Source organism: Planktothrix agardhii (genome assembly GCF_904830935.1).
Classification (GTDB): Bacteria; Cyanobacteriota; Cyanobacteriia; order Cyanobacteriales; family Microcoleaceae; genus Planktothrix; species Planktothrix agardhii.
On record NZ_LR882952.1, the window covers coordinates 1168698 to 1182975 of the forward strand.

General features: G+C 42.3%; 11 protein-coding genes. 8 read left to right on the plus strand and 3 right to left on the minus strand.

The features are described from left to right. Positions 1–105: 105 nt before the first annotated feature. Positions 106–1053, plus strand: coding sequence for a F0F1 ATP synthase subunit gamma (locus NMG88_RS05470; protein ID WP_026786414.1), 948 nt, complete (start codon positions 106–108; stop codon positions 1051–1053). 60 nt (positions 1054–1113) lie between these two features. Here the strand turns inward: NMG88_RS05470 and NMG88_RS05475 are convergent, their stop codons facing one another. Continuing rightward, positions 1114–3096 (minus strand): N-acetylmuramoyl-L-alanine amidase, encoded by a 1983-nt coding sequence (locus NMG88_RS05475; protein WP_227373478.1) that lies wholly within the window; start codon positions 3094–3096, stop codon positions 1114–1116. A gap of 404 nt (positions 3097–3500) precedes the next feature. After that, complete coding sequence (gene msrP, locus NMG88_RS05480; protein WP_042152487.1) at positions 3501–4472, minus strand: protein-methionine-sulfoxide reductase catalytic subunit MsrP; 972 nt, start codon at positions 4470–4472, stop codon at positions 3501–3503. 167 nt (positions 4473–4639) lie between these two features. Here msrP and NMG88_RS05485 point away from each other — a divergent pair, with 167 nt between their 5' ends. The 6 genes from NMG88_RS05485 (at position 4640) to NMG88_RS05510 (ending at position 11165) form a co-directional block, all read left to right on the plus strand. Then, complete coding sequence (locus NMG88_RS05485; RefSeq protein ID WP_254035192.1) at positions 4640–6616, plus strand: serine/threonine-protein kinase; 1977 nt, start codon at positions 4640–4642, stop codon at positions 6614–6616. Positions 6617–6662: 46 nt separating this feature from the next. Further along, a complete protein-coding gene (locus tag NMG88_RS05490; protein WP_042157152.1) occupies positions 6663–6926 on the plus strand; it encodes a FitA-like ribbon-helix-helix domain-containing protein in 264 nt (87 codons plus the stop codon). After that, positions 6913–7335: a type II toxin-antitoxin system VapC family toxin gene (locus NMG88_RS05495; RefSeq protein ID WP_042152493.1), complete on the plus strand. Its 423-nt coding sequence runs from the start codon at positions 6913–6915 to the stop codon at positions 7333–7335. The genes NMG88_RS05490 and NMG88_RS05495 overlap by 14 nt, the downstream gene beginning before the upstream one ends. A gap of 191 nt (positions 7336–7526) precedes the next feature. Next, positions 7527–8963: a 15-cis-phytoene desaturase gene (gene pds / locus NMG88_RS05500; protein WP_042152496.1), complete on the plus strand. Its 1437-nt coding sequence runs from the start codon at positions 7527–7529 to the stop codon at positions 8961–8963. A 30-nt stretch (positions 8964–8993) separates the two neighbouring features. After that, complete coding sequence (crtB, locus tag NMG88_RS05505) at positions 8994–9920, plus strand: 15-cis-phytoene synthase CrtB (protein ID WP_026797917.1); 927 nt, start codon at positions 8994–8996, stop codon at positions 9918–9920. 69 nt (positions 9921–9989) lie between these two features. Further along, entirely contained in the window at positions 9990–11165 is a 1176-nt protein-coding gene (locus NMG88_RS05510; protein WP_026797918.1) for a homocysteine biosynthesis protein, read from the plus strand. Positions 11166–11321: 156 nt separating this feature from the next. On the opposite strand, the gene NMG88_RS05515 is transcribed toward NMG88_RS05510, so the two are convergent. Next, a complete protein-coding gene (locus NMG88_RS05515; protein WP_254035193.1) occupies positions 11322–13682 on the minus strand; it encodes a glycoside hydrolase family 31 protein in 2361 nt (786 codons plus the stop codon). A gap of 270 nt (positions 13683–13952) precedes the next feature. Here NMG88_RS05515 and NMG88_RS05520 point away from each other — a divergent pair, with 270 nt between their 5' ends. Next, complete coding sequence (locus tag NMG88_RS05520) at positions 13953–14273, plus strand: hypothetical protein (protein ID WP_042152502.1); 321 nt, start codon at positions 13953–13955, stop codon at positions 14271–14273. The last annotated feature ends 5 nt before the right edge of the window (positions 14274–14278 follow it).

Consider the following 14278-nt stretch of genomic DNA (forward strand, 5'->3'; position numbering starts at 1 on the left):
GGTGATATAGCAGTCGCCAGAAAAGTGTTTGACAAAGACTGATGCAGCCAACCTTGACTGGTGAAACCTGTTCCCCGTTCCCTGTTCCCTGCTATAGACAAAACTATGTCAAATTTAAAAGCGATCCGCGATCGCATTGATTCGGTTAAAAATACCAAAAAAATCACAGAAGCGATGCGTCTAGTTGCTTCAGCCAAAGTGCGTCGTGCCCAGGAACAAGTCTTGGCATCCCGCCCCTTTGCTGATAGATTAGCCGGAATTCTTTATGGTTTACAATCCCGTTTAAAATTTGAAGAAGCAGATTTACCTCTGCTCAAACAACGGGAAGTTAAAAAGGTAGGATTACTGGTAATTGCTGGTAATCGTGGCCTGTGCGGTACTTATAATAGCAGTGTGATTAAAAGGGCTGAAACTCGCGCTAAAGAGTTAGAAGCCGAAGGTATTGAATGCACCTATTTATTAGTAGGACGCAAAGCAATTCAATATTTCCAAAGACGGGATACTCCTATTCGCGCTACGGTAGAAAATCCCGAAAAAAATCCAGCCTTAGATAAAGTACGGGATTCTGCGGACAATCTTCTGGATTTATTTTTATCAGGTGAATTGGATCGGATTGAGTTAATTTATACGAAATTTGTTTCGTTAATTGCTTCTCGTCCGGTCATTCAAACCCTGTTACCCCTTGATACTCAAGGGTTGGAACCTCAAGATGATGAGATTTTTCGTTTAACGACTAAAAATGGTCAATTTGAGGTCACACGGGAGAAAGTCAAAAACACTCTCACGGATTTACCAAGAGATATGATTTTTGAACAAGATCCCGCCCAAATTTTGGATGCGTTATTGCCTTTATTTTTAACCAACCAATTGTTACGCGCTTGGCAAGAATCCATCGCCAGTGAGTTAGCCGCCCGGATGACTGCGATGAGTAATGCGAGTGAGAATGCTGGAGATTTAATTAAATCTTTGACCTTATCCTACAACAAAGCCCGTCAAGCCTCCATTACCCAAGAACTTTTGGAAGTAGTTGGTGGTGCGGAAGCATTGAAATGAGAAGTTAATCTTTGAAAAGTTGAAGGTTCACTATTAACAGTCAACCTTCAACCTTTTAATTTAATATCGGTTATCCCTTAAATATTGAAGAATCCCTTGGGCAATCGCTTGAGCCATGCGACTGCGTTGGGCCGGATCACCTAACATATAGGAATCATAATTATTAGTCACAAATCCCGTTTCCACTAATATCGAAGGCATTGAGCTATTCCGCAGCACATAAAAACGAGCGGTCTTAATACCCCGATTCGGCAGTTGTGAAAAACTTGCCATTATACTGTTTTGAACATATTGAGCCAGACGGGCACCACTGCTGTAGTAATAGGTTTCAATCCCACTAGCAGCAGCATTCGTAGCTGCATTGGCGTGAATACTGACAAATAAGGTCGCATTTATGCGATTAGCCATATCCACCCGGGGTTCTAACTCAACGGTGCGATCATCCAAACGAGTCATCACCGCCTGTACTCCATTTTGCTGCAAAATCTGCGCCACCTGTTGAGAAATTGAGAATACCACATCTTTTTCTTGCAGTCCTCCCACACCCACAGCCCCGGGATCACTGCCCCCATGTCCAGGATCAATAATGACCACCGCCCGACCATTTGGAATCGGATTATTAGAGGGGGGGTTAACCTGAGTAGGGGGAAAAGGAAAGGGATTTCTATTGGTTTGAGGAGGATTAGAACGAGGCGGAAAGGGTGCTGGATTGGTATTCGTTCTTGGAGGAAAGGGTCGAGGTGTGGGGGCCGGAGCCGTAGCAACAGGGTTACCCGCCCTCACCCCTAGCCCTTCCCCCACAAAAGCTAAAGCCAACTGTTGAGGACTCCCTTGGCTAATTTGTCCCACTTCAATTCGAGTTGCCGGTTTGATTAATAGGGTAAAGGTTTGGGGATCTTCCTGACGTACCCTTGTCCAAATAATCGGACTTCCGACCTGTCTTTGGGGTAAGGCAACACCTTCAGCCAAGGCTGCGGAGAAAAACGTAATACTATAGGACTGAGTTTCATTATCCCAACCACTACTATAGTTCAGGGGCTGATCGGATTGAATGAGAAGTTGTTGGTTACGAATTTCAACGGAACGAATTTTTGCAAAGCCCCCGGACAATTGGACGGCGGGGGGAGTGCTTCCCTGGGGCCAAACCGCTACCCCTCCAGCCGATGACCGAGCTTGCCAATTTTGACTCCGTTTTGGGGTGCTCATGGTGACCCGAACGACTGGGGGGTTATTTGAGAGTTGGGTGACTTGAGAAACCGTCACTCCATCTCGGTTGACCTGTTTTCCAGTTCCGTTTGAACGGGCTGCTAAGGTGGCACCTAGAATATCCAAAGTCATCCAACTTCGATCTTGACTTTGTTTAAATTCAATATCAGCCATTTTGCCCGTAGTATGTAGCACAATCCCGTTATCCCGCACCTCAACTTGAGCTAAGGTGGTTTGAGGCTGCTGGGAAATAGAACGATTAACGGTCTGTTGAGGTAGTGGAGCCGGTAAACGAGCAGGTGCTGGAGCGACAGGTCTGACGGGCGGGGTTTGAGGTAAAGGTAGGGAAGGACGGGTTGCTGCTGCTACGGGAGCAGGAGCAGATGTGCCGACAGCTTGAGGTGAGGGTAGTTGTACCGTCCACTGAGTCGGGGAAATCCCCCGAAATTGGACTCCTTGAGGATCGAGAGTATAACCATCAACCAATTCCACCACAATTCGAGTAGTTTGGTTATCGACTTGACCCACTCGAATTTCCCGAATGGCTCCCCCAATTAATTGTTGACGGTTGACACCCCCTAAACTGGTTCCAGGCAAATCAATGACTAATCGGGTGGGGTTGGAGAGCAGTTGAGCTTTGGGTTGTACCCCCCCATCGGTTGTAAAGCTGAGGCGGTTTTGAGAGCTTTCAAATTGCCAAGATTGCAGACTGGCTGCTTTGGCGGGAGAGGTCAGGATAAAAAAGCTGACTAAACCGGGCATTAACCAACGCAAAAATAGAGTTTTTCCCATTCGTGACACGCTAAAAACCTTAATTGACAATTGAATTTGGGTCAAGGTTTGACACTCCCACAGCCACACCAAAAAGGGATTCTAAGATGTCGTCGGTCATTGCCGGACAATCCGAGGCTTGAATCCTAACACCATCACTAAACATGGTGATCTGTCTTTTATGGACAGAATCAACAAAGCGAGTGCATCATATCATAGTTTCGCGATCGCCTACGAGGCCAGTTGACACATCGCCAATTTGAAAAGATTTTCCTATGGCATAGTTAAGGATTAATTAACCGCTTTCTGACTTGAGGAAATTGGCTTGAGCAACTTAAATTCTGTTTAAAAGTTTTAACATTTCGAGATTCATTTCTTTCAATAATATCACGGATTTTTGAGATTTAAAGTGTTTTTTTAGTATAAATAATTACTTGCTAGTTATGTAATTAACTTCGGTTAACTACTTATCAAGAATAAAGACTAGCAACATATTCACCATAACCATTATAGGGTAAAGTTGGCTGTTTTTCCCAAGAAAAACTAGGCTTACTGCTAACAATTCTTTCCGTAGCTTGTGACCAACGGGGATGGGGTTTATTTGGATTAACATTCGCCTCGAAACCATATTCATCCGGGCCTAAAGTATTCCAAAAAGTTGCGGGTTGTTGATTTAAAAATTCAATTTTAACAATGGATTTTGCCCCCTTAAACCCATATTTCCAAGGGATCACCATCCGTAAAGGAGCGCCATTTTGTTTAGGGAGAGTTTTCCCATACATTCCTACGGCAAAAAAGGCTAAATCATTTGCCATTTCCTCAATCCGTAATCCCTCTGTATAAGGCCAAGGATAACCATTAGCCCAAAATCCTGGCCCAGTGGTAATTTTAGGATCATAAAAAGAGGTAAACCGGACAAATTTAGCCTCGGAATTAGGTTCAACCGCCGCCATTAATGCCCGCATTGGAAACCCCAACCAAGGCACAACCATCGCCCAGGCTTCAACACAACGAAACCGATAAATTCGTTCTTCTAAGGGGAATTGTTTTTGAAGATCATCTAAAGTATATGTTGTCGGATTTTTAACTAATCCTGAAACCTCAACTTTCCAATCTTCTAACGGTAAGGCTTGGGCGGCTTGCCAAATAGACTTAGTTCCGCCATACTCATAAAAATTATTATGTTTTGTTGCTAAATCTTCTGCTGTAATGGGACGATTGACTTTGGCAAAATTGGGATTAGTTTTGAAATCAGAAATCCCCTGCACTGAATTATTTTGTGTTTTTGAAGTTGCTTGACAACCCACTAAAGATAAAGCTGATGCAGTTAATCCTGCCCCAATTAAGTTTTTCATAAACCGACGACGATTCATAAAAACAGACTCGGGTGTTATTTGATTTTCAGAAATTTCCCAAGAGGGAACAATACGAATTAAAGTCATGTTAAATAATAGGTAATGGGTAATGGGTTTTGGGTTTTGGGTTTTGGGTAATGGGTTTTGGGCAATAAACTAACAACTGATGACTGATAACTGATGACTGATGACTGAATTAACCTAAAGTTTGAGTAAAGACTTATTATAGAAGAATATATTAACAAATTCTGGTTATGAGTTACTGCATCAACCCCCAATGTCAGAACCCCCAGAACCCGACTCACGCCATTACCTGTCAGGGTTGTGGGTCAGAACTGCGCCTCAAAAACCGCTATCGTGTGATGCGAGTTTTGGGTCAAAGTCATTGTCACCGAACCTTTTTAGCCATTGATGAGGACAAACCGACTCAACCGCGCTGTGTGATTAAACAATGTCTGGATGCTCCCCTATCTATCCCCCAGGCGAGTGTCGAGTTTCGTCTGTATACCCAAACCCTAGACCAGATTAGTCAGCATCCGGCCCTTCCTGAATTATTAGCCTGCTTTGAAGACCACAGCTATAGTTATCTCGTACAAGATTATATCCCCGGACGCAATTTAGCCGAAGAACTCGAACAGGAGGGTGTGTTTTCGGAATTGCAAATTTGGGATTTATTGAATGCAATTCTGCCGATTCTGGAATTAATTCATAATAAAAATAGAGTCCATGGGGATATTAAACCAGAAAATATTATTCGTCGTCCAATTTTAAATCCGAATTCCCCGACTAAAAAACAACTGGTTTTAGTTGATTTTGCTGGAGTAAATCCCCTGCAAGGTTCGGCCGAATATGTTTCCCCCGAACAACTGCAAGGAGAAATTAGTCCTAAAAATGATCTTTATAGTTTAGGGGTGACTTGCTTGCATCTGCTAACTCAAATCAGTCCCTTTGATTTATGGAATATTAAAACAAATGCTTGGGTATGGAAGGATTATCTAAAAACCCCCATTAGTCACCGCCTCACCCGAATTCTGAATCGACTAATTGAACGTGACCCCGCTCAACGCTATACTTCGGCAGCGGATGTCATCCAAGATTTAAAATCCGGGCCAATTCTGGTCAAACTCTCCCAAATTCGTCAACATCCATGGATATTAACCGCTTTAGGGGGTGCAGTTTTGGCGATGTTGTCCCTATTCCTGAGTTCACGAGTTCCCCAACCAAACTCTGAACCCATAGAAATAGAACCCATTTATCAGATTCCCGATATTTCAGTTCCCCCCCCGGAGAATTTTAACCCAATTATTCCCCAATCACCCCCAGCGATGCGGACGTTAGTACAGAATATTGGCCCGGTGTGGTCAGTAGCCGTCAGTCCCGATGGTCAATTTGTGGTGTACGGGAATACCGATGGGTCAATTCAGATTATTGATGCGGAAACCGGAGGATTAATTAATACCCTATTGGGACATTTTCAACCCGTAGGAACCTTAGCTATCAGTGGCGATGGCCGGACTTTAGTGAGTGGAAGCGGTGATAAAACGATTTTAGTTTGGGATTTGTGGAGTGGGCGTCAGAAAAAAATGCTCTACGGTCATCAAGGATGGGTTTATGCCGTTGCCATTAGTCCCGATGGCAAGCAGGTAGCGAGTGTGGGTCGTGACCAAACAATTCGGCTATGGGATATATCCACCGGAAAAACCCTAAAAACCTTACCAGGGTATGGGACAGAGGTACAGTCCCTAGCTTTCAGTCCCGATAATCAAACCCTGGTTAGTGGCGGAAGTAACGGGATTGTGGATCTTTGGAACTGGCACACGGGACAGTTATTGCGGACATTTAAGGCCCATTCTGAAGCGATTTGGTCGGTGGCGATCAGTCCCGATGGTCAAAACTTGGCCACGGGCAGTTGGGATCATTCGATTAAGTTATGGGATTTAAACGAGTTAGAATCTCAATATTTTAGTAGTACCCCGGCGCAAATTCTTCTGGGTCATGGGGATAAGGTGCAGTCCGTTGCCTTTAGTCCCGATGGTCAAACCCTCGCCAGTGGGGATTTTGCGGGAACAGTGAAACTCTGGCAAGTAGATAATGGCGGATTAGTTGGAACCTTTAAAGGACATCGAGCTTGGGTAAATGTGGCTTTTAACCCTATAAATCATACTTTAGTGAGTGGGAGTTTTGACGATACCTTGAAGGTTTGGCAATTATTACCCAGCCTTGATGATTAAGTATCGCAAAGTTATAATTAATATAGTTTTGATAATTAAATTAACTATGACAAATATCACAATTCAAAACGTTGATGATGACCTAAAAAATCGCCTGCAAAAGCGAGCCGAATATTATGGTCGTTCCCTCGAAGAAGAAGCTAAAGAAATTCTCCGTGCTGTCTTGACAGAAAACCGTCTCGAACCCTTAAATCTTGTCTTAGCAATTGAACGACGATTTGCCCATTTTGGCGATTTTGAACTTCCAATGATTACGAGGGAACCCTTACGCGAACCTCCTAACTTTGAAGATTTATATGATCGTCCTTGATACGAATGTAGTGTCCGAAGTGATGCACTCCCAAGGCTCGTTAGTGGTTCGTCAATGGGTCGCAGCACAACCCATAACCAATCTTTTTACCACAACCATTACTCAAGCTGAGATTCTTTATGGGATTGCTTTGTTACCCTCTGGAAAACGCCAAACAGAACTTAGTAAATCGGCTGAATTGATGTTTGTTGAAGACTTTGCCGGGCGGATTTTAGCGTTTGATGAAACAGCAGCAATTGCTTTTGCTAGAATTGCCACCGAAAGAAGACGAATGGGTAAACCCATCTCCCAAGCTGATGCTCAAATAGCCAGCATTTGTTATACTCACCAAGCGACTCTTGCGACTCGAAATGTTTCTGATTTTGAAGGCTGTGGTCTGACAATTATTAATCCTTGGAAATCCGACTAAACTCACAGAAGACCAAAATTTTTCTAATTTTGTCAAACATCATCAACATTAATCTTACCGTCCCCCTATCGTTACTGACACCTTCCTCCCAGACCTCCTCGCAGAATTTTTGATCTGGTTTGGTTTGAATGTAACAAGATGTAACGTATAATCAGAAAAAACATTAAGAAAACATTTACCAAGGGTTATTGATGCGAGTTGCGATCGCTGGAGCAGGTTTAGCGGGACTGGCTTGTGCCAAGTATCTCACCGATCTTGGTCACACTCCCATAGTATTAGAACGACGGGACGTTTTGGGGGGGAAAGTCGCAGCCTGGAAAGATGAAGACGGCGACTGGTACGAAACCGGATTACATATTTTCTTCGGCGCCTATCCGAATGTGTTGCAGTTATTCAAAGAATTGGACATTGAAGATCGGCTGCAATGGAAAGAACATTCCATGATCTTCAACCAACCGGAGAAACCTGGAACCTATTCTCGGTTTGATTTTCCTGATCTTCCCGCCCCGATTAACGGGATGGTTGCTATTCTCCGTAATAATGATATGTTGACCTGGTCGGAAAAAATCCGGTTTGGTTTAGGATTAATTCCCGCCATACTCCAGGGTCAAAAATATGTCGAAGAAATGGATAAATATTCTTTCTCCGAATGGCTGAAACTCCAGAATGTTCCGCCCAGGGTTGAGAAAGAAGTGTTTATTGCTATGTCTAAAGCCCTGAATTTTATCAATCCCGATGAAATCTCCTCCACGGTAATTTTAACTGCCCTAAACCGTTTTCTTCAAGAAAAGAACGGCTCTAAAATGGCATTTTTAGATGGTTCTCCCACGGAACGTCTGTGTCAACCTTTGGTTGATTACATCACCGAACGGGGGGGAGAAGTGCGTTTGAATGCTCCAATTAAAGAATTCTTACTCAACCCAGATGGAAGCGTTACCGGATTCTTAATTCGCGGGTTAGATGATACCGCCGACGAAGTTTTAACGGCCGATCTCTACGTTTGTGCCATGCCCGTTGACCCCCTGAAGGTGATGTTACCCCAACCTTGGCAACAAATGGACTATTTCAAACAGCTAGAGGGCTTAGAAGGGGTTCCAGTAATTAACGTGCATTTGTGGTTCGATCGTAAGTTAACAAATGTTGACCATTTGCTGTTTTCCCGTTCTCCCCTACTCAGCGTCTATGCGGATATGAGTAATACCTGTAAAGAGTATTCCCATCCTGACCGTTCTATGTTGGAATTGGTATTGGCTCCGGCAAAGGATTGGATTAGTAAATCGGATCAGGAAATCGTGGCAGCGACGATGGCAGAGTTGGAAACACTGTTTCCCGAGGAAATTCCCCATAAAGCCAAATTGCTAAAATCCCACGTCGTGAAAACCCCCCGTTCGGTTTATAAAGCAACCCCGGGAAGGCAGGCCCATCGTCCCTCCCAAAGAACGCCGATCCCTAATTTCTATCTGAGTGGAGACTACACGATGCAGCGTTATCTCGCCAGTATGGAAGGGGCTGTGCTTTCTGGTAAGCTAACTGCACAGGCGATTCAAGAAGATCTCACTTCTAATCGTTTTCCGGCTTTAGCGACTCCCGATATTAATGTTGCTTCCCCAACTTCTATCCCTTCCTAGCTTATCCACTGTCGGTCAGCAGAATAACGAATGCTACAACTTTCTAAAACTCCGTGCATGAGAACTCTGGCATCTTTGGAAGACTCCTATGAACTCTGCCGTCAGGTTACTGCGGAGTATGCCAAAACGTTTTATTTAGGGACTCAATTGATGCCATCGGCCAAGCGTCGAGCTATCTGGGCTATCTATGTTTGGTGTCGTCGAACTGATGAGTTAGTCGATGGGCCAATGGCAGCGACGACGACGGAGGAAACCTTAGATCGTTGGGAAGAACACCTAGAGGCATTGTTTGCCGGACATCCGAGGGATGATGTAGATGTGGCTTTGGTGGATACCCTCCATCGTTTCCCGTTGGATATTCAACCCTTTAAAGATATGATTGCGGGTCAACGGATGGATTTATACCGCAACCGCTATCAGACGTTTCAGGAGTTAGAACTCTATTGTTATCGGGTGGCGGGGACGGTGGGGTTAATGTCAACGGCGGTGATGGGTATAGAACCTCCTATTGTTACCCCTTGGAATCCTAACCCAGAAATTATAATTCCTGATCAAGAGGCGATCGCTTTAGGAATTGCCAATCAACTCACCAATATTCTGCGGGATGTGGGGGAAGATGCGCGACGGGGCCGAATTTATTTACCCCTAGATGATTTAGCTTTATTTAACTATACAGAAGCGGATTTATTCCAGGGGATTGTGGATGAGCGTTGGCGAGGATTAATGCGCTTTGAAATTCAGAGGGCGCGGAAATTCTATGTTGAAGCGGAAAGAGGAATTAGTGTTTTAAATCAGGATATTCGCGGGCCTGTTTGGACGGCGTTAATTTTATATCGACAAATTTTAGATGCGATTGAACGCAATCACTATGATGTATTTAGTAAACGGGCTTATGTTCCTAAAGTTCGTAAAATGATTTCATTACCGATTGCCTTATTGCGATCTAAGGTGCTGTAGGAGTTTTAGATCTGGTTAATTTGGGGCTAAATTTATCCTGGTTAATTGGTCTTATCCAAAAGATTTAAAATGAAAACTATTTCTGAAATTAATGATAAAATCATTCAAAATCGTGCCGTTGTTTGGACAGTAGAAGAACTCAAAGCCCGAGTTACCCCCGACAATATTGCCCAAATTGCTGAACAGGTGGATGTGATTACGACCGGAACTTTTGAACCGATGGAAGGTTCGGGTGCTGTGATTAACTTAGGTCATACCGATCCCCCGATTAATATTAGAACCTGTTGGTTAGATGGGGTTCTGGCCTATAGTGGCTTTGGGGCGGTAGATTTATATTTGGGTGCGGCACAAATGATCGAAGACGCGGACGAAACCCGAGAACGCGGTGGAGGTCACGTTATTGAAGATTTAATTGCCGGAAAACCGATTCATCTGAAAGCCTCCGGCGTGGTTTCTGACTGTTATCCTCGGAACTCCTTTGAAACCACCATCACCCGAGATACGATTAACCAATTTTATTTATTTAATCCTCGCAATCTCTATCAAAATTTTATTGTTGGGGTAAATGGAGGCGAGCACCCTCTATATACTTATCTTGGCCCCCTACAACCCTATTTAGGCAATGCGGTTTATTCTAATCCTGGCGCCTTAAACCCTTTGCTAAATGATCCTGATTTACAACTGATTGGCATTGGGACTAAAATTTTTATCGGAGGAGGAATTGGCTATATTACTTGGGAAGGAACCCAACATTTTCCCCTGCAAAAACGGTTAGAAAATCGTACTCCCATCGGCCCGGCAGCGACCTTAGCATTAATTGGAGATGCGAAACAAATGAGTCCCTATTGGGTACGGGGTTGTTATTTCAAAAATTACGGCTCCTCATTAATGTTAGGAGTAGGAATTCCGTTACCAGTTTTGAATCAAGATGTAATTGCTCGTTGTGCCGTTTCCGATCAAGATATTGTGGCGCCTGTAATTGATTTTGCAATTCCTCGGCGAGTCCGTCCTACCTTTGGTTTAGTAAATTATGGTCAACTAAAAAAAGGTAAAATTTCTATAGAAGGCAAAACCATCAAAACCGCCCCCCTAGCAAGTATTTCCCGTTCTCGTGAAGTTGCACAAGAGTTAAAAAAATGGATTGAATCTGGTAGTTTTACCCTAACAGAACCCGTTGCTTCTATTTCTCAAGATCGATCTTTCCTTCCACAAAACATTTGGGGTTCTCAAATTAGTTTAGATTGATGCTCTCATAAGTAGTTGCACAAAATAAATTACCTAGTTGAGAGAGGGAACAGCCCCCCCAAACCCCCCGTGCACGGGGGGCTAGGGGGGGAGGGAACAGGGTAGAGGATGTGTAATTAATTTTGTTTAGGTACTTATGAAATATAGTTATTAACGCTAAGGATTCTGATCCTTAATAAAACTAAACCTTAATATTTTCCCCCGACCGTCATCTTGAAAACGCTGTTCTCCCACTCCCACCACATCAATAATTATCTCCCGGTTAGGAGGAGTCCATTGTCCTTGACGGGGTTCAATTTCAATAATTAATTCTTGATTTTCTTGATAAACTTGATATTTTGTTGTTGAATAAATTCCCTGAATATACTCAAAAGAACTACCATCATCTTCATATAAAATTCCCTCTCCAGTCCCAGGAAATACCTTAAAAGTTAAACAATCAATCGGTTTTTCATCCACATATTGCATCACAGGTTGTAAAGGAATAATAGAACCCGCTTTCACATACAAAGGCATCCGTTCTAAAGGGGCATCTGCTAAAATATATTGTGATCCAGAATAGGGTTTTTCTGTCCACCAATCATACCAGATTCCGGCGGGTAAATACACCGCCCGACATTCTATCCCTGGACGATAAATTGGGGCGGCTAAAATCGCAGAACCCAATAAAACTTGATCGGATAAAGTATAGGTTTTGGTATCATTAGGATAGTGATAAAATAGGGGACGAAGAATTGGGTTTCCTGTTTGTGTCGCTTCCCAAAATAAGCTATAAAGATAGGGTAAAAGACGATAGCGTAATTCTAAATACTCTCGACAAATGTGTTCAACTCGTTCTCCAAATACCCATGGTTCATGTTGGGAAGTCGATAAAGCGGAATGACCTCGCATCAACGGATATAATATTCCCAATTGCATCCAACGGGCGAATAATTCCGGTGTAGCATTTCCCCCAAAACCCCCAATATCAGAACCTACAAATGCTACCCCAGATAAGCCCATATTACATAACATTGGGAGAGACATTTCTAAATGTTCCCAAATCGAATGGTTATCCCCCATCCACACCGATGACCAGCGTTGAATACCCGCATAACCCGACCGAGTTAAGACAAAAGATCGCTGTTTTGGTCGCAATTTTAACAGCCCTTGGGCACTGGATTTTGCCATCATTAACCCATATAAATTATGGGCTTCGGCGTGGGTTGTTTTTTCTTCTGTTGGCCCCTGTAAACTATCTAAAGGAAAGGTAATTTTAGTTCCTTTATCCCCCAAAGGACGGTCATCAATGGCGGGTTCATTCATATCATTCCAAATGCCCGCAATACCAATATTTGTTAAGGTTTGATGGCATTCTCCCCACCATTTTTGGACTTGGGGATTTAAAAAATCGGGAAAAACAGCTTTATCTGGCCAAACATAACCATGAAATAGTTCTCCGTTGGGTTTTCTAATAAAATAATTCTGTTTTAATCCTTGATCAAAAATAGTATAATTTGCTTCGGGTTCATATTTAACTCCTGGGTCAATAATGGTCACGGTTTTAAAGCCATTTTCAGATAAATATTGAATCAAATTCTCTGGATTTGGAAACCGTTTTTCACTCCAGGTAAAGACTCGATATCCCTGCATATAATCAATATCTAAATGAATCACATCACAGGGAAGTTTGCGGGTTCTAAATTGTTTTGTTAGTTCTTTAACAACGGTTTCTGACTCATAACTCCAACGACATTGATGATAACCTAACGCCCAACGGGGAGGTAAGGGCATTCGTCCGGTTAGTTGGGTATAAGTATTAAGAATTTGCTCCGGTTTGGGGCCATAAATAATATAATAATCTAATTCTGGGGCGTGGGTTTCCATCTGCAAAATCCCAGGTTTTTTAACACCAATATCGAAGCGACTCCAATGGGTACTATTTAAAAAAATGCCATAACTTAACTCAGGTCGTAAAGCTATAAATACAGGAATAGCTTGATACATGGCATCAGTTAAAGCGTCATACTTGCGACAATTCTCCGTCCAATTGGTTTTAATTTCTCCAGTTTTATCTAAAAATCCGGTGCGTTCTCCAAAGCCATAAAAATGTTCTTCTGGTTCTATTTTTTTATCAATAACTGTTAATTCTTGTTGCCATCTAAACCCTAATTCTGTATCGGTAGCAAAGGGTTGATTTTGCAGATCATAACATTCAATTCGGCAAGGGTGATGTTGAACGGATATTCTAATTTTTTCGGTAATAATTTCTGTAGTTTGTTCGGTTTGGTGAGTTTGAAAGGGAGTAGGTTGCCATTCACTATCATCTAAATTAATTGCCCAAGAACGACGGGGAAAAAAATTACCAGAAGGGGAATAACGAATTCTAATTAAATTATTGGATAATATACTAATTTTAACATAGACATTTCCGCAGTTAAAGAGAAAATAGTGATCGCCTATTTCTACACTTTGCACCGCTTCAATTTTTGACCAATTTGGTTCTAGGCCGTGTAACTGTCCGAAATATTGAGGCATAGAAACAGGGTTTTTATTTTAATTCTATATTATCACATAAACTGAAAATATTGATTTTTGGATTTTGAAGAAACCACAAAGACACAAAGACACGAAGAAAGATGAGTAAGTTCAGTTTTGAGGTATAATAAACGAAGTTTTAAAAATAGGGTTTATTGTTTTTTATGATCTCTCTAAAATTGAAAATAATGTGCTATAATTAACAGCAATGTTTTTTTGTTTCTCCCGTTATCTTGATCTCATTTCTGAATTTTTTAAATTTTTCTTTCTATGATTAGTTTATCTTTGGTTACAGTATTACTCAATTCTACAAGTTCAAAATGGCAGACTGCAACCTGGGATGATTATTTAGCCTATCGAGATCATCCGAGTTTAGAACGAGTTAAGTTATTTTATCAAGAAGGAAAACAGGTGATTGCCTTTTGTTTAGGAGATCATGGCAAATATGAACAGATAGAATATTCCATGGCTCTTTCGGGTTTACCGATTATTCTTTTGGAGCAAACTTTAGAACAATTAACTGAATTGGATAATGGTTTGGCGGCTATCTGGTTTAATCAACAAATTGTTAATATTAATATTAAGGAATAGGTATT